Annotated in this window: 31 protein-coding genes and 1 tRNA gene; 6 read left to right on the top strand and 26 right to left on the bottom strand. The window is 60.6% G+C overall.

Annotated elements, in window-relative coordinates:
• Positions 1-251: 251 nt before the first annotated feature.
• Together ABM428_RS09700 and aroQ are read left to right on the top strand one after the other, a co-directional pair.
• Entirely contained in the window at positions 252-650 is a 399-nt protein-coding gene (locus tag ABM428_RS09700) for a rhodanese-like domain-containing protein (RefSeq protein WP_237279266.1), read from the top strand.
• Between the two features lie 60 nt (positions 651-710).
• Positions 711-1,148 carry a type II 3-dehydroquinate dehydratase gene (gene aroQ / locus ABM428_RS09695; RefSeq protein WP_353627889.1) on the top strand — a complete coding sequence of 146 codons (438 nt, stop codon included), beginning with the start codon at positions 711-713 and terminating at the stop codon, positions 1,146-1,148.
• An 88-nt stretch (positions 1,149-1,236) separates the two neighbouring features.
• Here the strand turns inward: aroQ and tsf are convergent, their stop codons facing one another.
• From tsf to ABM428_RS09670, 5 genes are all read right to left on the bottom strand, one after another.
• A complete protein-coding gene (gene tsf / locus ABM428_RS09690; RefSeq protein WP_005853593.1) occupies positions 1,237-2,112 on the bottom strand; it encodes a translation elongation factor Ts in 876 nt (291 codons plus the stop codon).
• A gap of 126 nt (positions 2,113-2,238) precedes the next feature.
• A complete protein-coding gene (gene rpsB / locus ABM428_RS09685; RefSeq protein WP_005853591.1) occupies positions 2,239-3,108 on the bottom strand; it encodes a 30S ribosomal protein S2 in 870 nt (289 codons plus the stop codon).
• Positions 3,109-3,296: 188 nt separating this feature from the next.
• Positions 3,297-4,151, bottom strand: a complete 855-nt coding sequence (locus ABM428_RS09680) for a 1-acyl-sn-glycerol-3-phosphate acyltransferase (RefSeq protein ID WP_132996578.1) — start codon at positions 4,149-4,151, stop codon at positions 3,297-3,299.
• Complete coding sequence (locus ABM428_RS09675; RefSeq protein WP_074634896.1) at positions 4,148-4,912, bottom strand: GNAT family N-acetyltransferase; 765 nt, start codon at positions 4,910-4,912, stop codon at positions 4,148-4,150. Before ABM428_RS09675 ends, ABM428_RS09680 begins: the two co-directional genes overlap by 4 nt.
• A 99-nt stretch (positions 4,913-5,011) precedes the next feature.
• The gene (locus tag ABM428_RS09670; protein ID WP_132996579.1) at positions 5,012-5,215 is read right to left on the bottom strand and encodes a DUF3553 domain-containing protein; all 204 of its coding nucleotides are present in this window, start codon (positions 5,213-5,215) and stop codon (positions 5,012-5,014) included.
• Between the two features lie 54 nt (positions 5,216-5,269).
• Here ABM428_RS09670 and ABM428_RS09665 point away from each other — a divergent pair, with 54 nt between their 5' ends.
• A complete protein-coding gene (locus ABM428_RS09665) occupies positions 5,270-5,872 on the top strand; it encodes a histidine phosphotransferase family protein (protein ID WP_353627888.1) in 603 nt (200 codons plus the stop codon).
• Here the strand turns inward: ABM428_RS09665 and ABM428_RS09660 are convergent.
• From ABM428_RS09660 to ABM428_RS09615, 10 genes are all read right to left on the bottom strand, one after another.
• Positions 5,869-7,146: a glutamate-5-semialdehyde dehydrogenase gene (locus ABM428_RS09660; protein ID WP_005853583.1), complete on the bottom strand. Its 1,278-nt coding sequence runs from the start codon at positions 7,144-7,146 to the stop codon at positions 5,869-5,871. The genes ABM428_RS09665 and ABM428_RS09660 overlap by 4 nt on opposite strands.
• Before the next feature lie 79 nt (positions 7,147-7,225).
• Complete coding sequence (gene proB / locus ABM428_RS09655) at positions 7,226-8,335, bottom strand: glutamate 5-kinase (RefSeq protein WP_353627887.1); 1,110 nt, start codon at positions 8,333-8,335, stop codon at positions 7,226-7,228.
• Positions 8,323-9,360, bottom strand: coding sequence for a GTPase ObgE (gene obgE / locus ABM428_RS09650; protein ID WP_353627886.1), 1,038 nt, complete (start codon positions 9,358-9,360; stop codon positions 8,323-8,325). Before obgE ends, proB begins: the two co-directional genes overlap by 13 nt.
• Positions 9,361-9,387: 27 nt before the next feature.
• Complete coding sequence (locus ABM428_RS09645; RefSeq protein WP_005853576.1) at positions 9,388-9,924, bottom strand: GNAT family N-acetyltransferase; 537 nt, start codon at positions 9,922-9,924, stop codon at positions 9,388-9,390.
• 2 nt (positions 9,925-9,926) lie between these two features.
• Positions 9,927-10,529, bottom strand: coding sequence for a LysE family translocator (locus ABM428_RS09640; protein ID WP_132996583.1), 603 nt, complete (start codon positions 10,527-10,529; stop codon positions 9,927-9,929).
• Positions 10,526-11,122: a GNAT family N-acetyltransferase gene (locus ABM428_RS09635; protein WP_132996584.1), complete on the bottom strand. Its 597-nt coding sequence runs from the start codon at positions 11,120-11,122 to the stop codon at positions 10,526-10,528. Before ABM428_RS09635 ends, ABM428_RS09640 begins: the two co-directional genes overlap by 4 nt.
• A gap of 98 nt (positions 11,123-11,220) precedes the next feature.
• A complete protein-coding gene (rpmA, locus tag ABM428_RS09630; RefSeq protein WP_005853571.1) occupies positions 11,221-11,490 on the bottom strand; it encodes a 50S ribosomal protein L27 in 270 nt (89 codons plus the stop codon).
• Positions 11,491-11,502: 12 nt separating this feature from the next.
• Positions 11,503-12,216 carry a 50S ribosomal protein L21 gene (locus tag ABM428_RS09625; protein WP_005853569.1) on the bottom strand — a complete coding sequence of 238 codons (714 nt, stop codon included), beginning with the start codon at positions 12,214-12,216 and terminating at the stop codon, positions 11,503-11,505.
• A gap of 223 nt (positions 12,217-12,439) precedes the next feature.
• Positions 12,440-13,249: a hypothetical protein gene (locus ABM428_RS09620; RefSeq protein ID WP_132996585.1), complete on the bottom strand. Its 810-nt coding sequence runs from the start codon at positions 13,247-13,249 to the stop codon at positions 12,440-12,442.
• Between the two features lie 2 nt (positions 13,250-13,251).
• The gene (locus ABM428_RS09615) at positions 13,252-14,094 is read right to left on the bottom strand and encodes a DUF2059 domain-containing protein (RefSeq protein ID WP_037964520.1); all 843 of its coding nucleotides are present in this window, start codon (positions 14,092-14,094) and stop codon (positions 13,252-13,254) included.
• Between the two features lie 147 nt (positions 14,095-14,241).
• Between ABM428_RS09615 and ABM428_RS09610 the strand changes: the two genes are divergently transcribed.
• Positions 14,242-14,331: transfer RNA gene (locus tag ABM428_RS09610), tRNA-Ser, on the top strand.
• 122 nt (positions 14,332-14,453) lie between these two features.
• Here the strand turns inward: ABM428_RS09610 and ABM428_RS09605 are convergent.
• The 6 genes from ABM428_RS09605 to ABM428_RS09580 are packed head-to-tail and all read right to left on the bottom strand — an operon-like array spanning position 14,454 to position 20,230.
• The gene (locus ABM428_RS09605) at positions 14,454-14,918 is read right to left on the bottom strand and encodes an HAD family acid phosphatase (RefSeq protein WP_243250173.1); all 465 of its coding nucleotides are present in this window, start codon (positions 14,916-14,918) and stop codon (positions 14,454-14,456) included.
• Complete coding sequence (locus tag ABM428_RS09600) at positions 14,915-15,463, bottom strand: histidine phosphatase family protein (RefSeq protein WP_353627885.1); 549 nt, start codon at positions 15,461-15,463, stop codon at positions 14,915-14,917. The genes ABM428_RS09605 and ABM428_RS09600 overlap by 4 nt, the downstream gene beginning before the upstream one ends.
• A complete protein-coding gene (locus ABM428_RS09595; protein WP_254794805.1) occupies positions 15,460-16,476 on the bottom strand; it encodes an MBL fold metallo-hydrolase in 1,017 nt (338 codons plus the stop codon). Before ABM428_RS09595 ends, ABM428_RS09600 begins: the two co-directional genes overlap by 4 nt.
• A 51-nt stretch (positions 16,477-16,527) precedes the next feature.
• Positions 16,528-17,571, bottom strand: coding sequence for an ABC transporter ATP-binding protein (locus ABM428_RS09590; RefSeq protein WP_353627884.1), 1,044 nt, complete (start codon positions 17,569-17,571; stop codon positions 16,528-16,530).
• Positions 17,559-19,262, bottom strand: a complete 1,704-nt coding sequence (locus ABM428_RS09585) for an iron ABC transporter permease (protein ID WP_132996590.1) — start codon at positions 19,260-19,262, stop codon at positions 17,559-17,561. Before ABM428_RS09585 ends, ABM428_RS09590 begins: the two co-directional genes overlap by 13 nt.
• Complete coding sequence (locus ABM428_RS09580) at positions 19,262-20,230, bottom strand: ABC transporter substrate-binding protein (RefSeq protein WP_132996591.1); 969 nt, start codon at positions 20,228-20,230, stop codon at positions 19,262-19,264. The genes ABM428_RS09585 and ABM428_RS09580 overlap by 1 nt, the downstream gene beginning before the upstream one ends.
• Positions 20,231-20,399: 169 nt before the next feature.
• Here ABM428_RS09580 and ABM428_RS09575 point away from each other — a divergent pair, with 169 nt between their 5' ends.
• The gene (locus tag ABM428_RS09575; RefSeq protein ID WP_132996592.1) at positions 20,400-21,167 is read left to right on the top strand and encodes a DeoR/GlpR family DNA-binding transcription regulator; all 768 of its coding nucleotides are present in this window, start codon (positions 20,400-20,402) and stop codon (positions 21,165-21,167) included.
• 3 nt (positions 21,168-21,170) lie between these two features.
• Here the strand turns inward: ABM428_RS09575 and ABM428_RS09570 are convergent, their stop codons facing one another.
• The 5 genes from ABM428_RS09570 to ABM428_RS09550 all read right to left on the bottom strand — a co-directional run bounded on the left by ABM428_RS09570 (position 21,171) and on the right by ABM428_RS09550 (position 24,174).
• Entirely contained in the window at positions 21,171-21,953 is a 783-nt protein-coding gene (locus tag ABM428_RS09570; protein ID WP_353627883.1) for an amino acid ABC transporter ATP-binding protein, read from the bottom strand.
• Positions 21,950-22,624 (bottom strand): amino acid ABC transporter permease, encoded by a 675-nt coding sequence (locus ABM428_RS09565; protein WP_005853555.1) that lies wholly within the window; start codon positions 22,622-22,624, stop codon positions 21,950-21,952. Before ABM428_RS09565 ends, ABM428_RS09570 begins: the two co-directional genes overlap by 4 nt.
• A gap of 6 nt (positions 22,625-22,630) precedes the next feature.
• Positions 22,631-23,383: an amino acid ABC transporter substrate-binding protein gene (locus tag ABM428_RS09560; protein WP_005853554.1), complete on the bottom strand. Its 753-nt coding sequence runs from the start codon at positions 23,381-23,383 to the stop codon at positions 22,631-22,633.
• A gap of 321 nt (positions 23,384-23,704) precedes the next feature.
• Positions 23,705-23,923, bottom strand: a complete 219-nt coding sequence (locus ABM428_RS09555; protein ID WP_009824624.1) for a DUF1127 domain-containing protein — start codon at positions 23,921-23,923, stop codon at positions 23,705-23,707.
• 83 nt (positions 23,924-24,006) lie between these two features.
• Positions 24,007-24,174 (bottom strand): RSP_7527 family protein, encoded by a 168-nt coding sequence (locus tag ABM428_RS09550; protein WP_235183784.1) that lies wholly within the window; start codon positions 24,172-24,174, stop codon positions 24,007-24,009.
• A 377-nt stretch (positions 24,175-24,551) separates the two neighbouring features.
• On the opposite strand from ABM428_RS09550, the gene ABM428_RS09545 reads away from it, so the two are divergent.
• The gene (locus tag ABM428_RS09545; RefSeq protein ID WP_132996594.1) at positions 24,552-24,878 is read left to right on the top strand and encodes a TfoX/Sxy family protein; all 327 of its coding nucleotides are present in this window, start codon (positions 24,552-24,554) and stop codon (positions 24,876-24,878) included.
• Positions 24,879-24,923 lie beyond the last annotated feature (45 nt).

Here is a 24,923-nt window from a genome sequence, read left to right as displayed (position 1 = left end):
CCTAACCTGAATCTCATAATCAGTATTATGTAAATAATTAATGTGCTTCGGATGATGTTATGCTGTTAAAGTGCGCCATAAGTCACTGAAAACCAGTATAAAAAGACGCTTCTTCATCCAGATTCTTCATTCTCCCATCCGCGTGGCTTCTTGCTTTACCCCGTTGTTCTGCATGCCATAATCCACATGCGCCAAGCCGATGCAACTGTAAGCGATCGGCGCTTTGGCGGCTGCTGAACGAAAGGAAGAATATGACGCTCAAGATGTCTTCGGCGGATATGGTTGCCGCTGCCCGTGCGCGTATCCGCGAGATCGAAACGCCTGATCTGATGGCCATGCTGACGGATCCGGATGTTGTTGTCGTTGACTTGCGCGATATCCGTGAACGCCAGCGCAGCGGCTATATCCCCGGCAGCTTTCACGCACCGCGCGGCATGATCGAATTCTGGGTCGACCCTGACAGCCCGTACTTCAAAGAGATCTTCGGACAGGACAAGACCTTTGTCTTTCACTGCGCCTCTGGCTGGCGCTCGGCGATCACCACGGCGACGCTGCAAGACATGGGCTTTGACGCGGCGCATCTGCGCGAAGGCTTTTCGACATGGGAAAAGCACGGTGGTCCGGTCGAATACCCTGAAAAGAAAGACTAACGACGCCGAGGCGCCTATGCTACGTCTGCGCCACCACATCGTAACAACAAGGTCCTCGCTATGACATCCATTCTGATCCTGAACGGTCCGAACCTGAACCTGCTGGGCACGCGCCAACCCGAGGTCTATGGCAAGACGACTTTGGCCGATGTCGAGGCGCTGTGCCGCGAGAAAGCGAAGACGCTTGGGTTTGATGTGGCGTTTGAACAGTCCAACCACGAAGGCGCGCTGATCGATCTGATCCACGCGGCCAAAGGCAAACATGCCGGGATCGTGCTGAATGCCGGTGCCTATACCCATACGTCGATTGCGTTGATGGATGCGATCGCTTCAGTCGAGCTGCCGGTTGTCGAGGTACACCTGAGCAACATCCACGCACGCGAGGCATTCCGGCACCGGTCTTACATCGCGCCTGTGGCTCTGGGGCAGATCTGCGGGTTTGGTGCGGAAGGATATCTGATGGCATTGGATGCGCTGAAAGCTCACCTAAAGGATTAGGTTTCATCGCTTAGTAACTGATTTGTAATAAAAAAGGGCGAAGGTGCTGATGCGCCCTCGCCCTTTTCCTCATCTGCTGTGTGATAGCTTAGCCTTTGGCGGCTTTTGCAACTTCTGCTGCGAAGTCTTCTTTGACGACTTCGATGCCTTCGCCAACTTCAAGGCGGACGAAACCAGTGATGGTCGCGCCAGCTTCTTCCGCGGCTTTGCCGACGGTCAGGTCAGGGTTCACAACGAATGCCTGGTTCAGCAGTGTCACTTCGGACATGTATTTCTGCATTCGGCCGGTGATCATTTTCTCGATCACAGCTTCCGGCTTGCCGGACTCGCGTGCGATGTCCATTTGAACCTGCTTTTCTTTTTCAACAACAGCCGGGTCCAGATCCGCTTCGGACAAGGACGCAGGGTTCACAGCGGCGATGTGCATCGCGATCTGTTTGCCCAGTTCTTCGTTGCCGCCGGTCATTGCGACCAGTACACCGATTTTGCCCATGCCGGGTGCTACAGCGTTGTGCACATAGGACACGACCTGGTCGCCATCGATGGACTGCATGCGGCGCACCGACATGTTCTCGCCGATTTTCGCAATGGCATCGGTGATCACGGTGGAAACGGGCTTGCCGCCCATGTCAGCCGCGTTCAGCGCGTCAACGTCGGACACACCGGTTGCAACATCTGCGATGCCGGAAACCATTTTCTGGAAGTCGGCGTTTTTGCCAACGAAGTCGGTTTCGGAGTTCACTTCGACAGCAACACCGTGGCCGCCTTCGACTTTAACGGCAACAAGGCCCTCGGCTGCGGTGCGGCCGGATTTCTTGGCTGCTTTCGCCAGACCCTTGGTGCGCAGCCAGTCAACGGCTGCTTCCATGTCGCCATCTGTTTCAGTCAACGCTTTTTTCGCGTCCATCATGCCGGCACCGGTTGTGTCGCGCAGTTCTTTGACCATGGATGCTGTGATTGCCATCGCTTTGGTTCTCCTTGAATTGGGATAAATTGAGGGGCAGAGCGTCCTGCACCACTGTCTCAATCATGTAATGGTTTTGTGACAGGCAGAGGGAAACATGCCCCCTGCCCGTCTCTTTCGCGTCGCTTACGACTTGGCGTCGGCCAGCGTTTCCTTCTTGGATTCGATATCCAGAGGTGCGTCTTTTGCCATTGCGTCGTTCGAAACGGTTTCTTCCGAAGCGTTGCCAACTTCGACACCACCGTCGATCAGGGCTTCTTCTTCGGGCGCTTCTTCCATCGCACCGATATCAACACCTGCGGCACCCAGCTGCGCGGACATACCGTCAAGTGCGGCACGTGCGGCCAGATCGCAATACATGTGGATCGCGCGGGCGGCGTCGTCGTTGCCCGGGATGATGTAGTCGATCCCGTCGGGGGAGCAGTTGGTGTCGACAACAGCGATAACCGGAATGCCCAGTTTGTTCGCTTCGGCCACGGCCAGTGCTTCTTTTTTCACGTCGATGACGAAGATCAGGTCAGGGCGACCGCCCATTTCACGGATACCACCCAGCGATGCTTCCAGCTTCGCTTGGTCACGTTCCATGCCAAGACGCTCTTTCTTGGTCAGACCGGAGAAGCCACGCTCGGACTGTTCGTCGATGGACTTCAGGCGCTGGATGGATTTGGAAACGGTCTGCCAGTTTGTCAGCGTGCCGCCCAACCAACGGTGGTTCATGTAGTACTGTGCGCATTTCTCTGCGGCTTCTGCGATCGGCTGTGCAGCCTGACGCTTGGTGCCAACGAAAAGAATGCTGCCGCCTTTGGCGACGGTGTCACGGATGACTTGCAGCGCCTGGTCCAGCATTGGAACAGTCTGTGTCAGGTCCATGATGTGGATGCCGTTACGCGCGCCGTAGATGAACGGACCCATGCGTGGGTTCCAGCGCTGTGTTTGGTGACCAAAGTGTACGCCTGCTTCAAGCAGTTGGCGCATGGAGAACTCAGGAAGAGCCATGTCTTTATACCTTTCCGGTTTTGCCTCGTCGGGGGTCTCGATCCCGGAATGGGACCAACCGGCGGACGTTCAAGGATTTCTCCCTCAAAGGCCCAACCCCGACTGCGGGTTTAAGTGACGCGCGTATAGTCCGGATTTTCACGCTTCGCAAGGTCCAAGGCGCATGTTTTAGCCATTGGGGCCTTATATCAGCGCAATTCAGCGGGGTTTGGCGCTGCAATCCCGCCCGAGGGATGGGCCGCGCGCACCTGCGCTTCACAGGCTTGGGCCAGGGCTTTGCGGTTCTCGAAATCGGCGACGGCCAGCGGCGTGTGATAGATCGTTGTCACCTGCCCCTGCCGCAGGGACGCCAAGGTGCGCAGCAGATGGCCGCCAAAGCTCATGTCGCCCCACCAGCCATAAAACCGCGGGTCGGTCCCATCGGGAGCGGTATAGAGCACGGTCACAGGCTGAACCCAGATCACGTCGCGCAGTTCGGGCGCGAAGAAGGACTGGAAGAGCGTGGTTTTGAACGGCAAGACCTGCAGGCCATCGGTGCTGGTGCCTTCGGGGAAGAACAACAGCCGGTGGTTGTCGAGCAAGCGACGTTGGAACACCTCGGTCTGTTTGCGCGCGTGTTTCGGGTTGCGTTCAATAAACAATGTGCCGGTCGCCTTGGCGAGCCAGCCAATGCCGGGCCAGCTGGCGACTTCGGACTTGGACACAAAGTATATCCGCTGCGCCGCGTTCAAACTGAAGATATCAAGCCAACTGGTGTGATTGGCGACGACAGCGCCCCTGTGGCGCATCGGGGTGCCGATAACCGCGCGGCGTAAGCCCATGATCCAGAATGCGATTTTGCAGACGATCTGGGTGATATGCGGGGTCACGGGGCGACCCTGCCCATACAGCGGGCGCTCTATCAGGCGGATCGCGAGCAGGATCACCAGCCCCACAAGAACCACCGTCGCCAGCGTCATGCCACGCAGCAGCATCAGCACCCAGCCAAGGGGCCCGACAGATACCGGTGTCGGGTGGTCGGCGCTGTCCCAGGCCGCGCTCATCCTTGCTGTCCGCTGTAGATCTTGGCCTGCCGCTCGCTAAGCCGGGCGGTGTCGAGCATCAAAAGCACATCCGTGGTGTTGAAGTCATGGTCGATAAAGGCCCCCTCGCCCACACATCCGCCAAGCCGCAGATAGGCTTTGATCAGGCTGGGCATCTGCACCATCGCCTGACGCCGGTTCAGGATGTCGGCGGGGATCAGGTTCATCTCTTGGCGTGCCTTTGGCAAGGCGGTGACGCGCAGATCGGGCGGCGCGAGGTAGGTGTGATGCAGCAGCGACAAGGGCTGCGCCAATGCTTCGGCCTGGGTGCCATGAAAGCTTGCGACGCCAAAAAGAATCTCTATCCCGTGTTCCGCCACATAAGAGGCAAGCCCCGCCCAAAGCTGGTGCATCGCGATGCCGCCGCGATAGGACGGATGCAAACAGGACCGCCCCAGCTCGAGTATCTCGCGGCCAGAGGATTTGAGCGCGGTCAGATCATATTCGTTTTCCGAATAGAACCCGCCTGCCCGATCCGCCATATCGCGGCGGATCAGCCGGTACACGCCAACGGTTTGCTGGGTTTTGCGATCGATAAGCAGCAGATGGTCCACGAAATCGTCGTATTGGTCGACCTCTCGCCGGTTTTCGTGATCCACCAAAGGTCCGCCCGCCCCCAGCTCGGTGACAAAAACGTCATACCGCAGCCGCTGCGCCGCATGAAGATCCGCTTGGGTGCGCGCCAGACGGACTTCGAACTCTGCCGCTTTTGCAATGATCATGGGCTGGTTTCGTCTCCGGTCGCAATCACGCGGATAAATAGGCAGTTGCCGCCCGTTGCGCAATGCTTGCCCCGCGTCGCGGTGGTTTTCGGCGAAAAATTAACGATTTGCTAACGAAGAGCCTTCATCAAAGGCGGGGGTGAGCATCACCCGATGACTATCGACCACGATTTTGCCCTCGCTGCGGAAGTTTACCGTGACCTTGCCGCTGATATTGCTTTGCACCTGCCCCACGCCCCAATCGGGATGTGCGGGGTGGCGTACAAGCATTCCGGGTGTCAGTATCGCATTCAGGTCTTCCAAGCGTGCGTCCTTTCTGCGGCGCGGTGTGGGGGGCAGCTAATTAGGGGGTGTCCCATGGTAGAAACCGACACTGATCTTGCCGCCTTGATCGGCAGCCGCATCTGCCATGACTTGATATCGCCGGTGGGCGCGATCAACAATGGGCTTGAGCTGCTTTTGATGTCGGGCATGAATATGAGCCCCGAAGTCGCGCTGATCGATGAAAGCGTGCGCAACGCCAGTGCGCGGCTGCGGTTCTTTCGCGTGGCTTTCGGCTCGGGCGACGCGCAGCCTGTCCCTGCCCTAGAAACAAGCGGTATCCTGCGTGATCTATATGCTCAGTCCAAATGGCAGGTATCCTGGCCCGACGGCGTCGCCGCGCCGCGCAACGCGCTGCGGATGGTATTCCTGAGTCTGCTGTGTCTGGAAACGGGGATGCCCTACGGTGGGCAGATCACCATAGATCACCGCGATGCGGGATGGGACATCACCGGCACGGCCGACCGGCTAAGCATCAACGCTGCGCTTTGGGGCGTGCTGGCAGGGCAGTCCCGGGCAGAGCGTCTAACAGCTTCGCAGGTCCAGTTCGGGCTGTTGCCCGCCATCGTGAAAGACAGCGGGCAACAGTTAACATCCATCGTGACAGAAACGACCATCACCCTTGGGATCACGGCTTAGCTGCGCACAGCCCCATCGCCGCGCACCAGATACTTGAAGCTGGTCAGCTGCTCGGCACCGACGGGCCCGCGCGCGTGCATTTTGCCGGTGGCGATCCCGATTTCGGCACCCATGCCAAACTCTCCACCATCGGCGAATTGGGTGGAAGCATTGTGCATCAGGATCGCAGAATCCAGCCGCGTCATGAATTTGGTCGCCGCCGCATCGTCTTCGGTGATGATGCAATCGGTGTGGTTCGAACCGTAGGTGCGGATATGGGTGATCGCATCGTCGATGCTACCCACGGTTTTCGCCGCGATGATCATATCAAGGTATTCGTGACCCCAATCATCCGCCGTGGCCGGCACGGTGCCTTCGATCTCGGTCAGCGCGCCATCGGCGCGCACTTCGACGCCAGCGTCGAGCAGCGCCTTGATCACGCCCTTGCCAATCGTCCGCGCCACCTTTTCATGGATCAGCAGACATTCAGCCGAGCCGCAAATCCCGGTGCGGCGGGTCTTGGCGTTCAGCACGACTTTCAAGACCTTCTCGGGGTCGGCGTTTTCATCGATATAGATGTGCACGATGCCTTCGAGGTGCGCAAAGACCGGCACCCGCGCTTCGCGTTGCACCAGCCCGACCAACCCCTTGCCGCCGCGCGGGACGATCACATCAATCGTGTCGGTCATGGTCAGCATCTCGCTCACTGCGGCGCGGTCGCGCGTGGGCACCAGCTGGATTGAATCCGCAGGCAGATCAGCGGCTTCGAGCCCCTGTTGCAAGGCGGCATGGATCGCGCGCGAGGAATGAAAGCTTTCGGAGCCGCCCCGCAGGATCACGGCATTACCCGCCTTGAGGCAAAGCGCACCGGCATCCGCGGTCACATTCGGGCGCGATTCATAGATCACACCGATGACACCCAAAGGCGTGCGCACGCGCTGGATGTTCAGCCCCGTCGGCTGATCCCATTCGGTCAGCACCTGCCCCACAGGATCATCCTGTGCGGCGATGCTGCGCAGGCTATCAGCAATGGCGCTGATACGCGCATCATCCAGCAAGAGCCGGTCCATCATCGCGTCAGAGAGACCCTTGTCGCGGCCAAACTCCAGATCTTTGGCGTTCGCGTCCAGAATATCGGCGCTGCTGGCCATCAGCGCGTCGGCGGCTTTTTCAAGCGCGGTCTGCTTTTGGTCGGCACTGGCAAAGCCCAATGTCGCGGCGGCGGCTTTGGCGCGCGCGCCAATATCCGCCATCAACGCGGGAATGTCGTCTGTCTGTGTCATATCCAAGGTCATAACCTAATTACTGCTTTTTTGTCATTTCGGGTTGCCCTCTACCTATAGCCTTCGGCGAGGATTTTAAACCATTTGGATGTCAGGAAAGCGCAAGATCGTCCCGATGGATCAAAGCAGCACGCCCCGGCGCGCCCAAAATGGCCTCGATCTCCGAGGATTGCCGACCTTTGATCAGCTCTGCCTCTGCTGAGGTATAGCGTGTCAGCCCGTGCCCGATGGGGCGCCCGTCAGGGGCAAGCAGCGCGACGGAGTCGCCGCGCCCGAAGGGACCGGAAACAGCGGTGACACCGGCGGGCAAAAGCGACTTGCCCTTGGACATGGCAGCCACCGCGCCGGCATCCAATGTGACGCTGCCGCGTGGTTTGATTGCCGTAATCCATTGTTTGCGCGCGGTTTGGGGGTCGGATTGCGCGGTGAACCAAGTGGCGTTGGCCCCGTTTTCGAGGGTCAGCAAAGGCCGCAACGGTGATCCTTCGGAGATGGCCATGGCGCAGCCCGCGGCGGTCGCGGTTTTCGCGGCCATCAGCTTTGTCTTCATGCCGCCCTTGGACAGGCCAGAGCCCGCATCGCCCGCCTGCGCCTCGATCTCTGGGGTGATCGTGTCGATCACATCATAGCGGATGGCATCGGGGTCGTCATTGGGATTGGCGGAATAGAAACCATCCACATCCGACAGCAGGATCAACCGGTCTGCCGCCACGGTCACGGCGATCTGCGCCGCGAGCCGGTCATTGTCGCCAAAGCGAATCTCGTCCGTGGCGACGGTGTCATTCTCGTTGACGATGGGTACCGCCCCCATAGACAACAGCTGCTCCATCGTAGCGCGGCTGTTGAGATACCGCCGACGATCCGCGCTGTCTTCTAGGGTGACAAGCACCTGCGCGGCGGTGATCCCATAGGGTTCCAGCGCCTCTTCATAGGCGCGGGCGAGACGGATTTGCCCCACCGCGGCCGCGGCTTGGGATTGTTCCAGCGCAAGCGTGGTTTGCGGCAGCCCAAGCACACCACGCCCCAATGCAATGGAGCCCGAAGACACCAGCACCACATCCTTGCCCTGCCCCTTGAGCCACGCCACATCCTGCGCGAGACTTTGCAGCCAATCGCGGCGCAGCTGGCCGGTGGCCCGATCGACGAGCAGCGCCGAGCCGATTTTTACAACGATACGGGTGCCGTCGCTTAGGGTTGCCAAGGTGCCTCTTCTTCATCTTCGGGCCGGAAACGCAGCCGGTCGTCGTCAATCTGGCCACGCAAAGCCCGCAGCACCTCGGTGACGCCTTCGCGGGCGACGCCAGACATCATCATGACCTCTCCGCCGCAGGCTTTTTCCAATTCCTCGCGGGCGGTTACGCGGTCATCTTCATCCAGTGCATCAATTTTATTCAGCACGGTGATCCGCGGTTTATCCGCCAGCTCGCCGCCATAGGCTTCGAGTTCGTTGATGATGGTCTGGTAATCTTCGGCAATGGTGTTCGACGTGCCATCAATCAGGTGGAGCAGCACCGCGCAGCGTTCGACATGGCCCAGAAACAGATCGCCCAGACCGCGCCCTTCGGACGCGCCTTCGATCAGGCCAGGGATATCGGCGACGACGAATTCGGTATTATCCACCCCCACAACGCCCAGATTGGGGTGCAGTGTGGTAAACGGATAATCGGCAATCTTTGGCCGCGCGTTCGATGTCGCGGCGAGGAAAGTCGATTTTCCCGCGTTCGGCAGGCCGAGCAGACCCACATCCGCGATTAGCTTGAGACGCAGCCACAGCGTGCGGTCCACGCCTTCCTGTCCGGGATTGGCACGGCGCGGTGCCTGGTTCGTCGCGGATTTAAAATGCAGGTTCCCCCAGCCGCCGTTGCCGCCACGCGCCAATTCGACCCGCTGACCAAGCTCTGTCATATCGGCCAGCACGGTTTCCTGATCCTCATCAAGGATCTCGGTGCCCACGGGGACGCGCAGGATGATGTCATCGCCATCCTTGCCGGTGCGCTGCTTGCCCATGCCGGGCTGGCCGTTCTTGGCAAAGAAGTGCTGCTGGTAGCGGAAGTCGATCAGCGTGTTCAGCCCGTCGACGGCTTCGGCCCAGACCGATCCGCCCGAGCCGCCGTCCCCGCCATCGGGACCACCGTATTCAATGTATTTTTCGCGCCGGAAAGACACGCAACCGCCCCCGCCTGCGCCAGAGCGGATATAGACTTTGCACAGGTCAAGAAACTTCATCAAAAGGGCCTTTCGGGGCACGTGTGGTCATAGTTTATGGCTATACGTCCAGGTTGGTACGCAGGTCTCGCGCGCCAGACAATAGGTTTCCGCATTGCCAAGATAGCGGAAGCCCGCATTTGTCAACACTTTGGCAGAGGCAGGGTTGTCGCGAAACACCGAGGCGAACATATTTTTGTTGCGCAGCGGATTGGCCTGCACCAGCGCCTGTACCGCCTCGGACGCGAGATGCGTGTTCCAGAACGCAGGGGCGACCCAATAGCCGACTTCGGATTGATCGCGGTCCATCCGGATGAGGGAAATCACGCCCATCACCTCGGAGCCGCCGGTTTTCAGCCCATCCATGACCCAGACATCTTCTGTCCGGGGGGTGCTGGTGGCGCGGGTGATGAAGCTTTCGATCACGCCGGGCGGTAGCGGGTGTGGGATGGATGCGGTGCGCATCGCAACCCGTGGATCGCTGGCATAATGTTCGATCATCCCACGGTCCGACATGCGCACAGGGCGCAGATCAAACCGTTCTGTTTCAATCACTTGCTGTTGCGACACTGTTAAATCTTCCATCGTTATGTCCCTCCTCCGAACAGCACGAACAAGACAGAGGCCACCGTCAAAGCGGCCAAGGTCCACATCAAATATTTCTCCCAAACGCTGCCGGCGACCGTCTTTGCGATCCCCGCACCGGCCAGCGTCCACAAGGGGTGCAGCACGATCTGGCATCCCAGCAGCACGGCGGCCACCGTGACCGTCGCCGCCAGCGCAGGCGTTCCGGGCGCGATGAAGGCTGTGAAACTGCCCACGATCATCGCCCAGGCCTTGGGGTTCAGCGGGTGGACGATCAGCCCGGCCAGAAAGCCCGGTGCGGCCTCGGTTCGCGCGCCCTGCCCCAGCCGCAGGTTCGCAACCTTCCACGCCAGCCAGATGATATAGGCGGCTGAGGCGAATTTCAGCGCGACGAAAACCCCCGGCGCGCGGTCGGCCAGTTGCATCAACCCGAAACCCACTGGCCAGATCACCAGCTGTTTGCCAAGTGCCACGCCCGCGACAAAAGGCAATGCCGCGCGAAAGCCGAAGCGCGCGCCAGTGGCCATCAGCGCCATATTCGCCGGTCCTGGTGTGCCGATCTGGCTTGCAGCGAAGACGATAAAGGATGTCAGGGCGACGCTCATGACTGGCTCTTCTTCTTGCGCTTTTGCCGCGGCTTGGCGTCATAGACGGGCGGAACGTAATCAGGTTTGATCAGCCCGAACAACAGGGTGTCGTGCCATTCGCCCCCCAGAAAAGACGACTGCCGCGCACGCCCTTCGGCGGCAAAGCCGACTTTGGTGAAACAGGCCGTAGCGCGTTCGTTGATGTCGAGCACACGGGCAGAAAGGCGGTGCAGCGCCAGCGGGCCAAAGGCGTGGGCCGCAAGCAGATGCAGCGCACGTGTGCCCAACCCCTTGCCCAGTTTCTTGGGGGCGAGAATGCCGATCGCGACATCGGCGCTGGCGTCCCACGGACGCAGACTGTGCAGGCGCAGCGCACCGATCATCTTGCCGCGATGTTCGATGACCCAGGCCAGCGGTTCAACCAGTTGCGTTTCATACCAACGTTCGGCCAGCGCCTTGGTCATCACCGGCACGGCGTTCAGCTCTGCCCCGAACATGTGGTGGATTTCGGGCGTGTTTCCAAGCTTGAACCGGGCGTCGATGTCACGGTGTTCGGGCGCGCGCAGACGGATGGTGCCATCGCTCAGCTCGGGGCGGTTTGATCGTGACATAACGGCCCCTCCCTTCCTGGGTGAACACTGGGCGATAAAATGGAAAAGGGACCGGCGTTTCCGCCGATCCCTAAATTTTCAAACCTCTCGGGTGCGGCTTATTCTGCGGCTTCTGCCGCTGGCAGGACCGAGATAAACGTACGGTTCTTCAGCCCCTTGTGGAACTGGACCTTGCCGTCAACGGTTGCGAAGATCGTGTGATCCTTGCCCATGCCAACGCCTTCAGCGGGCCAGTACTTTGTACCGCGCTGACGCACCAGAATGTTGCCGGGAATGACAGCTTCGCCGCCATATTTTTTCACGCCAAGACGACGACCTGCTGAGTCGCGGCCGTTACGGGATGAGCCGCCTGCTTTTTTATGTGCCATTGGTGTCTCTCCTTAGCCTTTTGCGAGTTCTTTGGCCTGTGCGATCCAGTCTTCACGACCGACGCGACCTTTGAACGACAGTTTCTCTTCGATAGCTTCGACGTCAGCGTCTGTCCAAGCAGCGATCTGTGCGAAGGTTGTGATGCCTTCACCGTTCAGCTTGCCAACGATGACGGGGCCAACACCGGAGATCTTGCTCAGATCGTCGGCACCTTCGGCTGCTGGTGCAGCTTTAGCCTTCTTCGCCTTGGCAGGCTTGGCCGATTTCTCTTCGGCCTGGTTGTTCTTCACGCGCTTGGCCATTTCGGCCTGATCGGTTTTGTTCAGCGCATAACGCTCTTCCATGGCTGTCACGGCAGCAGCGCTGACGGAACCGGTGCCAATTGCCGCTTTGACGTCGGATTTATCCGCGCCGGAGGACAGGATCTCGCCGATCTTGACCAGTGTCAGCTTTTGACGGTGGCCTTTGGTACGCTTGGAAGAGTGCTTCCGGCGGCGCTTGACGAAGTGAATGACTTTCTCGCCCTTGATCTGATCGACGACCTCGGCTTGAACGCCGGCCCCTGCGACCAAAGGAGCACCCAGCTTGGGGGAATCGCCGCCCAGCATGAGAACTTCGTTGAATTGGACTGTTTCGCCCGCGTCAGCAGCCAAACGTTCTACCCGCAGCATATCGCCGGATTGAACTTTGTACTGCTTGCCGCCTGTCTTGATGACCGCAAACATGCGTCTTCCTTTACTGTTTCCGCATCCTGTGGTCCCCGTTCGGGAGTTTGTCGGGCCTTGGCCCACCTCGGACAGCGCATCCCGTTTCGGGATGTTCATGAAATAACAAAGGCACCCGAAACGGGCACCCTTAGGTTGAGGCTTGCCGTATGATGCACCGCCCCTCTGATGTCAAGGGCCAGCACGGGCCTCGCAGGACATATCGCAAAGGCGGTGCGGCCGGCTATAATTCCTCGGCCACCATGTTCAACGCAACTGCGCGACCAAGGGCATAGGACACGTCTTCGTACGCGGCGCCAAAGCCTTCGAACAGCGCTGTGTTCAGGCTGCGCCCCGCATCGCTTTGCGCAAAGGCGATATAGCGGTCAAGCTCTGCATCCTCCAGCGGAGAATACGCCAGCAGCAGATAGCCATAAAGCCAGCCGCGCGTGTCTTGTGCGATCTCTTCTTGCTGCTGCGCCACGTCGGCCAGCATCTCGGCCTCTGTCATTTGCAGCGCGTTGCCATCTGCCATCCCGCGCATGAATTGAAAGTTGGAATTCATCGCGGCGGTGACATTGCGATCGATCATATCGCCACTGTCGATCAATGCGGTGATCTGCGCCAGACGAGGGTCGTCGCTGCCCTCAAGGTCATGGAACCCTGCGCGGGCGGCGTCTTCCACCTCGGGGTCGGTGATGGCGGCGCGGGCCTCGTTCTCGAGCGTGATGATCCTTGCGCCCGTTTCTTGCGCGAAAAAGGCAATGACATCCTCGCGGGCCTGCCCTTGCAAGCCCGCATCCAATGCCCCGCGCAGAGTTTCGACGATCCGTTCGGGGTTGTAGATGGCACGCACCTGCAGCGCCCACCCCGCGCCGCCCTGCCCGCCCAGCATATCGCGATCAAGCGTTTCCGCGTTCTCCAACCCCTCGCGCTGCAAAATCTCGGCCAGCTCGCCAAGACGCAGGACATCCACCAGCACGGTTGACCGCGCGTCGGCCCATAGCGGCAGCGCCAGCATCCACAGGCCAGCAGCAAGAACAAAGGCGCGCATGGTTACAGGTCCTGACTGGGTTGCATGGTGCCAAGCCGCTGTGCGACCTCTTCAAACCGGTTCGCCATGATCTCGAACTGCACGGCGTTCATCAGCGCGTAGACCTCCTGCATCTGCGGATCTTCCAGCGCCTTGGCATAGACCAGCACTTCTTCATCGGAAAACGCCTGGTAGGTATAGGCCGCCCCCGCCAGCGCATTCTCTTTGATAGAGGCGCGCATCTCGGGCTCTTGCGCGCGCATCGCTTCGCGCAGGTCGGGCTCTTCCATCTGTAATTCGATCACACCCGCGCCTGCCGCTGCCATCAGGAACCGGATCTGCACCTCTTGCAGCGCCTTGATCGAGCTCTCCTCGACATCGCTTGCCCCGTTCAGACGCGCCAACAGATCCACACGCGGAGAATCGATCCCGCGTAGCCCGTTCAGGATCGCATCGCCCGCCTCCGCCTTCGCGGCATCGTCTTCCTCCATATGCGACGCGTTTTCGGCGGCCACCAGGCGTTGGCCCAGATCACTGGCATAGAAATCCGACGCATGTTCCAGCGCCTCATCGCTGAGCGCCTGCGCCAGAATACCGGCCCCCATGTCCAGCATCAAATCCGTCTCGAATACCTCGCGCACCAGACGCGACCATTCAGAACCGAAGGCATCCGCATCAATCCCCAGCATTTGCGGCGCGGAATCAGCAGACAGCCGGATGCTTTCAAGGGCGACATCAAACCCTGTGACTTCCAGAAATGCATCGACCCTTTCTCTGTCGGCGGCCCGCGCCATCGGTGCAATCAGCGACACCATGACCGCCAATCCAAAACATAAAGTTAACGGCAAACGGGACAGTCGGCGCATCAGGGCATTCCTTTCAAGTTGATCCACCCCAAGAGCTTAGGCGAAATCCATCTGTCAGCAATGAAATTCCCCGTGTCCGCGAAAACTGGCCTAGCCCCCCTTGCCACCCCGCAAAATCCATCCTAAACGGACGCACCACACCGATGCGGAGAGGTGCCGGAGTGGTCGAACGGGGCGGTCTCGAAAACCGTTGAGCCTTCACGGGTTCCCAGGGTTCGAATCCCTGTCTCTCCGCCATTTCACCCTGACAGTTTAGGCCCACCCCTTGCGGGACAAACCGTCGCCTTGGTCGCACGCCCCTGTGGGGCGGTGCGCTGTCAAAATCCGCGATCAGGGGCGTGATGCTGCACCCGCACGCGTCAGAAATCTCCCGGCGCGCATTGCAGGCAGGCAAGCCCCTCGGCCCGCCATGCGTCAACGACCGAACTGCGATCATCGATGACCAGCCAGGGGGCCAGCCCGTCCGCTTGCATTTGCGCCAGCGCCTGGCGTTTGACGTCCGGATCGCTTGCGGCGTCCTGATCCTTGGCGCGCAGGTAAACGCCGTCGAAGGGCAGTTCGTGCTTGTGCAGCCAGGCGATCGTGTGTTCCGCCCAACCGTCAGGGCGGCCCGAGCAGATGACGATCGTCTCGCCGCTTTGCTTCAGGCGGCGCATCAGTTTGGCGATGGGTGCAATCAGCGGGGCGTCGGCCATCGCCATGTGGAACGCATCCCATTGCTTCTCGACGCCATGCACCAGATGACCCAGCTTTGCCGCGTCGAACTCGGCCAGAGTGCCGTCGACGTCGAATACCACGCAAGGTTTCAGGGGGGCGGATGTCATAGCTCTTTCTCCTCAAAAAATGTGCCCGACCGCTGAAACAGGATCGGGATGGCGTTTGGCGGGCGTGTGCCCGCGTCATGGGGTGTCCACAGCACGCGCGCGGCGCGGATGATACCGGAATGGCAGACCAGCACCGGTAGGTGTCCGGCGGGTGTGGCGGCACAGGCTGCGTGGATCGCGCCTGCGACACGATCAAGCATGGCGGGCCAGCTTTCGCCGCCTTCGGGGGTGTCTTCGCGTATGGGTTGCTGCGACAGCGGCTGCCCCTCGAACGCCCCCCAATCGCGTTCGCGCAACGCGGAAATCACGGTAAAACCGCGCTGCGCAAAGGCAAGCTTGCAGGTGTCTCGCGCCCGTGCGGCGGGGCTGGCGAAAAGCGTGACCGGCTGCGGCCAGCGACGACGGGCCAGCGCGCGCGCCTGATCGCGGCCGCGGGCGGTCAGCGCTACATCGGTCACCCCTGCGATGATGCTTTGCGCATTGGCGGTCGTCTCGCCGTGGCGGATCAGGCAAAAGTCCGAGGGCGGAAGCGCGGCCCCCCTCACAGGCGCACCGGATCATGCATGAAAACCTCGACGCCCAGATCCTCGATCAAATAGTCTTCTGGCTGGGTGCAGAAGGCTGGCGCAAAGCGTTTCGCGCCAAGCCGTTCCAGCATACGCACCTGATCACGCAGCGGCGGGTGTACGTTCCAGCGTTGGAAATATCCCCCCGGCACGCTGCAGATCCCGCGGGCATGGGCGGTCATATGGCCGGTAAAGACCACATGCGCGTCGCGCCCCAAACGGCCGCTTTCATGCCAGGCGCGCACATAGCCCCAGGCGGCACCGCCATCGGCATTGGGGGTGTCGCAGACCAGAAACCGCGCCTCGTCCAGCGGGCCGCGCGCCAGCAGCGGGGCGATCTCTGCCGCATCCACGCCAAGCGTGCCGCTGCGCAAACCCGTCGCCAACACCGCCTGACATTCAGGGTCCAGCATGACGCTGGCGTGACCATAGCGCCGGATCAGGTGCAAGGCCATTTCGCCCGCCCTGCCCGATGGCGGCACTGGCAAAAGCACCTGCCCCTCAAGCCTGTCCAGCAAGGCGTCAAGTGCTGCAAATCTTTCGGTCTGCGGCACATCGTCAAGCTGGTAGGAACAGTCCAGGATCGCCGTTGCCGCGGGGGGCGGAAGATCCAGCGGGAACCAGTCGGATTCCTCGGACCAGTCGCCCGAGTAGAACAGCCCCTCGCCCAAGGCGAAATGCATCCAGACACCGCCCATGGCGTGCCCGTTACGCCCCGTGGTCAGCTGCACGCCGTCGATCACAGATACCCCCTGTTCGGGCAGCAGGTTGACCTTGGCGGCAGGGGGCAGCGCCTTGGCGGTTTGCGCAGTGGCATAGATCGGCAGCCCCGCCTCTACCGCATAGATCGCCCCGCCGATGTGGTCGATATGGTCGTGGGTGATAAAGACCGCATCCGCGCCCTTCAGCCAGCGCGGGTCAAAATGGGCGTGGGCCTCGGGGCCAAAGCCGCAGTCGAGCAGCCAGCGCCGATTGCCCGTGTTCAATTGCATGCATGCGGGGCCCTTGTCCCCGATGCCGGAAAGTACTCTTACGCTTTGCATTTAATCCTCGGAGAAAGCCCATGGGGTGGTGATCGTCAGGCCAAGCTGCATGCCGACATCAAACCGTGCCCGTGTTTCAGCCAGCAGACGCGTGCCGCAGTCCGCGACGGTTTCCAGAAGGTATTTGCCGCCCAGATAGGTCACCCGCGCCACTTTGGCGCGCAGGTCGCCGGTTTCGCTGATGGTCAGGTTTTCGGGGCGCAGGCAGACATGGCTTGGCAGGTCATCCCCGCTTTGCACCGCGATCCGCGTCCCCAGGACATGGCCGTGCAGGGCGCTATCGCTCTTTTCGACCCCGCGCATAGGCACCACCGTGCCGCGCCCGACGAATTCGGCGACAAAGCGGTTCCTGGGGCGTTCATACAGCGTTTGGGGCGTGTCGAACTGCTGGATGCGGCCCTTGTCCATAACGGCGATGCGATCGGCCATGGCCATCGCCTCTGATTGATCGTGGGTGACATAGACCATCGTCGCGCCGGTGCGCTTGTGGAAATCGGTGAACACTGTTTGCATCGATGCCCGCAGCGCCACATCAAGGTTGGCCAGCGGTTCGTCCAGCAGTACCGCATCGGGGTGCGACACCAGACAGCGCGCCAAAGCGACCCGCTGACGCTGCCCGCCCGACAGTTCGGACGGCATCCGGTCGGCATAGTTCGTCAGCCCCGTCGCCTGTAACGCCTGATCGGTCTGCGCGGTGATCTCGGCCTTGGAAAAACGCCGGATCTCCAGCGGATAGGACACATTGCGCCGCACGTTCATATGGGGCCAAAGCGCGTAGGACTGGAACACGAAACCGATGTTGCGATCCTCGGGCGGGACCATGCGGTTGCCGGCCACATGCGCGACCTCGCGCGGGCCGATGGAAATCTGCCCCGTCGTCGGCATCTCGAACCCCGCAAGCAGGCGCAGCAGCGTGGTCTTGCCGCAGCCCGACGGCCCCAGCAGGGCGACGAATTCGCCATCCTTGAACGTGGTGGTGATGTCATGCAGCGCGGGGGCTCCGGCGAATGATTTGCCAAGCGCGGACAGGCTTATGTCTGCCATGGGACTACTCCTTTGGGGAAACGTCGGGACATCAGCTGCACCAGCACCATCAGCGCCATAACCACCAGCACGATGGTCATCGCCAGCGCGCTGGCCATCGCGGTCTCGCCGCTGTCGTCCAGATTGAAAATGACCACGCCCAACGTCTCGGTCCCCGAGGACCAGAGCAGCGCGGAAACCGTGAGCTCGTTAAACGCGGTGAGAAACACAAGGATCGCCCCTGCCGCCGCCGCCGGTGCCGAGAGCGGCACGATCACATCGCGCAGCCGCTGGAACAGCGATGCTCCCACCGATTGCGCGGCTTCGCCCATGGCAGGATCCAACTGCTTGAGGCTCGCTTGCACGGGGCGGAACATCACCGCAAAGAACCGCGCCAGATAGGCCAAGAAGATGATCCAGATCGTGCCGTACAGCGTCGCATCGGTGAACGGCAGCTTGATCAGCAGCAGGATCATCGCAATCGACAACACCACTCCGGGCAAGGCATAGGGCAGATCCAGCAGGCTGTCGAACAGCCGCGACAGCCGCGTCGGGTTCCGCTCCATCAGCCACGCCAGCGGCAGGCAGAGCAGCATGAGAACAACCGCCGCGCCGATCGCCAGACCAAAGGAGTTCGCAAAGGCCCGCGCCGTGACCGGCTGGCGCAGCAGGACCTCGGTCCACGCCTGAAGGGTTACGGTGTCAAGCCGCAGTGGCACGCCATAGGCAGGCACCAGCGACGTCGCCAGCAGGCCGAACATGGGCAGCACAAGGATCGTGCAGACCACGGCCCATAGCAACACCTCGACCGGCAGACGCGCCGCCCCAAGCGGGATCGCCAAGGGGCGCGACGTGGCCCCCACCAGATAGACCCGTTGGCGCGATTGAAAGAACCGTTGCGTCAGGATGCCCGTTACAGCCACCGCACCGATCAGCATGGCGAGGATCGATACCTCGGCCAGCACGCTGGTGCCCATGCCCGCCAGCTTTTGGTAAACCAGTGTCGGCAGGGTCGCATAGCCCGCCGGAATACCCAGCATCGCGGGAATGCCAAAGTTGCCAAGGGCGGTGACAAAGGTGATCGCCGTTCCTGCCGCCAAACTGGGTAGGGTCAGGGGCATGACCACCTGCCACCACGTGCGCAGCCCCCGCGCGCCACTGATGCGCGCCGCCTCTACCACCTCTTGCGGGATGGCGCGCAGACCTGCACGCAGGGTCAGGAAAATGATCGACATATGCTGGATGCCCAGCAACAAAATGATACCTTGCGCCGAATAAAGCGGCTGCGGCGACCCCAGTGGCGGTGCCAGCCCCAAGGTCTTGAGCAACACCGACGACGGCCCCATGATCTGGGTCCAGGACAGCGCGGTGATCTGGGGCGGGATCATCATCGGGATCATCAGGCAGAACACCAGCGCCGCCTTGGCGCGCAGATCGGTCAGCGCCACCAGAAACGCAAAGGCAGACCCCAGAACCACCGAGACCAGGGTGCCGAACCCTGCGGTCACCAGCGAATGTTTCAGCGCGCTCAGCGTCGATGGCTGGCGCAGCACCTCGCCCGCGAGCGACAGGCCAACCGCGCCCTGATCCGTCACCCCTTCGACAAACAGGCGCAGCACCGGCGCAAGGGTCAGGCTGATCGCCACAATCAAAATGGTAGAGAGCAGCCACCCCTCGGACCGGCTGCCCCCGTTTTTTGTCAGAACGCCCATTACTCGGCGCCAAACAGCTCTGTGAATTTGGCCTTGTTGGCTTCGGCGTCCTTCAACGCGGTCGCGGGATCGAAGTCCATCAGTTTGATGTCTTCGCGCGCAGGGAAACCGGCGGGCACGCCCATGCCGTCGCGTGCGGGGATATAGCCCATCTCAAGCACCACATCCTGACCTTCCGCGCTGAGCAGGAAATCGACGAACTTCTGTGCGCCTTCGACGTTCTTGGCGGTCGACATGATCGCCACAGGCTCGGTCACATAGGATACGCCTTCGGTGGGGAAGACGAATTCGACAGGCGACCCTTCGGCCTTGTTGCGGATCGCGAGGAAGTCGACGACCATGCCATAAGGTTTCTCGCCCGAGGCCACGGCCTTGAACGTGCCGCCGTTGCCGCCTTGGGCGCGGGCATCGTTTTCCGCCAGTCGTTCGTAATAGCCCCAGCCAAGGCTGTCATCGCCGGTCAGGGTTGCCAGATGGATCAGTGCCGCGCCGGAATACAGCGGGGATGGCATGGCCACCTGCCCTTTCAGGGCCGCATCGCTCAGGTCGTTCCACGAGGTCGGAGCCGTCTCGACGCCGGTGTTATAGACGATGCCTGTCGTGATCAGCTTGGTCGAGTGATAGAAGCCGTCGGCAGAATACAGCGCGCTGTCATAATTGGCAGCCTCGGGGGATTGGTAGGCGGTCAGCAGACCGTCTTGGGCCATGCCCTCCAGCGTCACGGTGTCGGCGATCAGCAGCACGTCGGGCTGCGGGTTGCCTGCCTCGATCTCGGCGCGCAGACGGGCCATCAGTTTGGTCGTGCCGTCGCGGACCCATTCGACATCGGTATCGGGGTTGGCGGCTTTGAAGGCGTCCACAGTCTGCTGCGCATCTGCATTGGGCTGCGAGGTGTAAAGTGTGATTGTATCTGCAAGGGCCGTGCTGGCCATCAGGGCAAAAGCGGTGGTGGTGAGGATGGTTTTCATGGGGCTCTCCTGAAAAGGTAGCTTTCGTACGAAAGCATTTCACGCTCGCCTTATTCCCATCTTACGCTACAGATTTATGACATTTACGTAACAGATTTAATTATATTGCGCCGTGGACGGGGTCGCTCTAGTGTCCGGCTAACCTTGAGTTGTTTTCGAAGGAAAATAGATGGCGCGACCTACTCTGACCGACCGGCGCGATAGGATCATTGCGCTGCTGTCGCAGAACGACGCTTTGTCCCCTGCCGAACTATCGCAGCGTTTAGACGTCTCGGTGCAGACCATCCGCGCCGACCTGCGCGACCTTGATGACGCAGCACTGGTGCAGCGCCGCAAGGGAAAGGTGCAGCTGCGCCAGCAAAGCGAGAATATCGGCTACCTGCCCCGCGAAACCATCGCGCGACAGGAAAAGCAGCGCATCGCCTTGGCGGTCAAGAACCTGATCCCTGATGGCGCACGGGTGGCGCTTGGGACGGGGACCACGGTTGAGCATTGCGCGCGGTTTCTGTCGTCGCACAAAGACCTGTTCGTCGCGACCAATAGCATCCACGCGGTGTGCGCCCTGCAGAATGCCGCGGGCGTGATGGTGGAGCTGGCGGGCGGCAATGTACGGATGCGCGATCTGGATCTGATCGGCGCTGCAGCGCTGGCGTTTTTTGCGGGTTACCGCATGGATTACGCCGTGTTCAGCTGTGGCGGGCTGTCGGGGTCGGGCGCGGTGATGGACTATAACTCGGACGAGGTGCTGGCGCGCAAGGCGATTGCGGGCTGCGCGAAGATAACGATCCTGGTGGCCGATCAGGGCAAGGCGGATTTGGACCTTGCCTGCCAGCACGGGGAGATCTGGGCCTATGATTACCTTGTCACAGGGGCCGCGCTGTCGCCCGATCTGCTGTCCCGCGCCGCCGCCCATGGGTGCACGGTGATCAAGGTCTAGTCCCTAGCCCGTGACACGCCGTAGAAAGGATTGGGTGCGCGGGTCTTTGGGTGCATCAAGCAGTTCTGCCGGTGGGCCCTGTTCGACAATCCGCCCCTCGTCCATAAAGACGATCCGATCCGCAATCTCGCGCGCGAACTGGATCTCGTGCGTGACGATCAGCATGGTCTGTCGTTTCTCGGCCACGCGCCGCATGAGGTCGAGCACCTCTCCCACCCATTCGGGGTCCAGCGCCGAGGTCGGTTCGTCAAACAGCATCAGATCCGCATCCAGCGCCATCGCACGGCCGATGCCCACCCGTTGCTGCTGGCCGCCCGACAGCGCTGCGGGGTAGCTGTCGGCTTTCTCGAACAGACCGGTTTCGCGCAGCGTCGCGTCGGCACGGGCGTTGGCCTCGGCCTTGCTATAGCCCTGAACGGTAATCAGCGCCTGAGTGATATTCTCGCGCGCGGTCTTGTTGGCAAACAGCGCGTAGTTCTGGAACACGAAGGACGTGCGCCGCCGCAGCGCGAGAATATCGGCGCGTTTCGCCGTAGCTGCATCGACAGACATATCGCCAATGTGGATGATGCCTGCGTCAGGCGCATCTAGAAAGTTAAGGCAGCGCAGCAAGGTAGACTTCCCCGTGCCCGACGGCCCGATGATCACCACCCGTTCGCCTTGGGCAATATCAAGCGAGATGTCTTTCAGCACGGCGGTGCTGCCAAAGGATTTGGTCAGGCCGGATATGGTGATCCCGTCACCCGTCGCCCTGCCCGTCTCTGGAATGCTCTGTGTAATGGTCATCGCGCATGTGCCTTGTTCAGATATACCTCTAGGTGACGCTGTGCGAAGGCCAATGTCTCTACCATGACCCAATAGATCGCGGCGACGACGAGAAAGGCTTCGAAGTAGAGGAAGCTGCCCGCCGCCTCTTTCTGGGTCGCCCCCATCAGTTCGGTCACGCCAAGGGTAAAGGCCAGCGAGGTGCCTTTGATCATATCGATAAAGTAATTCACCAACGTCGGTGCCGCGACCCGCGAGGCCTGAGGCAGAATAATCTGGCGCATCATCTGGCCTTGGGTCATGCCAACGGCCTGTGCGGCTTCCCACTGGCTGCGGTCCACACCCAGAATGGCGGCGCGGATGCTTTCCGCCATATAGGCCGAGAAATGCAGCGTCAGCCCCATGATGGTCGCGGTGACGCCGTCGATCTTGCCCAGAAAGCTCAGGACTTGCGGCAGGCCGTAGTAGAACAGGAACAACTGCACCAACAACGGCGTGCCGCGAAAGAAGCTGATGAACAGCCGCACAAAAACGTCGAGGACCGGAACCCGAAACACCCGTTCAACCGCGAGCACAGAAGCCAGCACCAATGCGCAGACCATGCCCACAAACGCCATGAACAGCGTCAGCGGGACATAGCCCAGCAACACGGGCAGCAAGCCCCACATATATTCGAAATCCAGTCCCCGCATCTTGTGTTACTCGGCTGTTGTGATGTCAGAGCCGAACCATTTTTCCGAAATCTCGGTCAGGGTGCCGTCTTCTTTCAGCTTGGTGATCGCGGCGTCGAACCGGTCACGCAGGGCCTGACCTTCATCATCGTTGCGGAAGGGCAGCGCATTGCGGATCTCGCTGAAGGGTTTGCCCGCAAGCGCCAGCGGCAGCGGGCTTTCCGCGATCAGCTGGGCCGAGGAAACGCGGTCCATCACAAAAGCATCCACGCGACCAAGGGCCGTGTCTTGCGCAATGTTGCTTTCATAGGTGCGAATGTCGATCTCGCCCGCGTTCGGCAGCTCGTTCAGCAGTTCCTCGAAGTTGGAGCCGAGGTTGACCGCAACGGTCTTCCCGCTCAGATCCTCGACACTGCCGATGGTGTCTTCGTTGCCCTCTTTCACCACGACCTGCGCCCCGTCAAAGACATAGGGCTGCGAAAAGGCGAATTTCGCCTCGCGTTCGGGGGTGATGGTGATCTGGTTGGCGATCGTGTCGATGCGGCCAGATTCCAGCGCGCCGATCAGGCCGGAAAAGGACATGGTGACAAAGTTCACCTCGTCGCCGGTTTCCTTGGCGACGGCGTTGATGAAATCGACCTCGAACCCTTGAAGCTCGTCAAGCTTTACGAAGGTAAAGGGAAAGTACCCGCCCGACATGCCGACATTCAGCGTCTCTGCCTGAGCAGCACTGACGCCGGTAGCAAGGGCGATTGCGGTAAGTGTGGCGTGTTTGATCATGATATTCTCCGTTACGTCTAAGGGGGAGGTAACATGACGCAGCCGCGCTTCAATGGCGCAGCGTCAAGCAAGTCCGCGGTGGTGTCATTCATCCTTGGTCAGGAATAAAATTCTGGCAAGGGCTTTGATCGCGAAACGCTGTTTTGGGGGCCGCAGCGGCGGAAGGGGTTTTGGGGGAAGAGATCAAGCGATGCAGCACCTGATTGGGGGAATCACCAGCGCCGGATTGCACCGCATAAGCATCTGATCAGACAAAATAAAACCGCCGCAAAGTGGGAGAACTTTGCGGCGGGAAAATTCTTGTGGCTTTAGGCGTCGTGGTTAGCGCAGGGCAACCGCTTGCGAAGCAATATGGCGGATCTCGCCACGTGCAACACCGATATCTGCCAGATCCCGGTCATTCATCGCCGACAGCTCGCGGAAGGTCTGGCGTTTGGCGCGTTGGTCAGCGCTGTAGGCACGGAATGCATCAAGCGACTGGCGCAGCTTGGGCATCAGACCCGCAACAGGTGCGGCGGTATATGTGGATGTATAGCTCATTTCTTATTCTCTCTTTCACGTCTATGCGGCGGCCTATCCACCGCATTCGGTTTGGTATGTTCCGTCAGCGAAGCGCTGGCGGTTTAGGCTGCTGCCGTGCCGCGGGGTGCGGTGCGGAACAGGCCGGTAAACTTGCGCGATGCTTTGGCAACAGCGGCAGAGATATAGGCACTGCGCAGCGCGTTGGCTTCGGCAAGAAGACGGTCGACTTCGACCGGAGTGGCGGTTTTGTATGTAGCTTCGGTTTTCATTTTCCAGCTTTCCATTTCAGGGCTTCAATGCCCGTGACCGTCATATGTGCGCGGTGCAGCAAAGGTGCAAACCATAGTGGATATGCGGAAAACGCATGGCTCAAATGGCACAGTTTCGCCCTAAAACCGCCCATATCCGGCCCTTAAACCGGCAGTTTTCGACTTCACCGTGAACGAAAGGGCCGCCCGAACGTTGGTAGCCCCTGAAACGGAGAGACCAACACAAGCCGGAGAAGACCCATGACCAAGCAATCGCAGCAGCCGCAACAATCCGCCCCACCCAAACCCGCGCCGGAAAAACCCCAGCCGGTGATATTTACGGATTACGCCAGCATCTGAAAGTGACAGGCGGCACGCTGCGGTATAAACAGCCCGGTATGACCGACCCTGTTTCTTCCATCCGCAATCTCGGCCCCGCGTTCGAGGAAAGCTGCGCCCGTGCTGGCATCCACTCTGCGCAAGAGCTGCGCGATCTTGGTGCCGATGCGGCCTACGAGAGATTGCTGCAAAATGGTCAGCGCCCCCACTTCATCGGGTACTATGTTCTGGTGATGGGGCTTCAGGGGCGCCCGTGGAACGACTGCAAGGGGGAAGAAAAGAAAGCCCTGCGGGTCAAGTTCGACGCGATCAAGGCCCGTGCCCATGATACCGGACGCTGTGAATTCGAACGCATGATGAACCTGATCGGTGTGCGCGAGGCGTAACGCGTCCCTGCGAAACCTGAAGGCGGCAGCGGAACGGCACTGCGC

Origin of the sequence: Sulfitobacter sp. TCYB15 (genome assembly GCF_040435955.1) — a bacterium.
Taxonomy (GTDB): Bacteria; Pseudomonadota; Alphaproteobacteria; order Rhodobacterales; family Rhodobacteraceae; genus Sulfitobacter; species Sulfitobacter pontiacus.
Note: the sequence above shows the minus strand (reverse complement) of the source record. Positions and strands in the feature narration are given on the sequence as shown.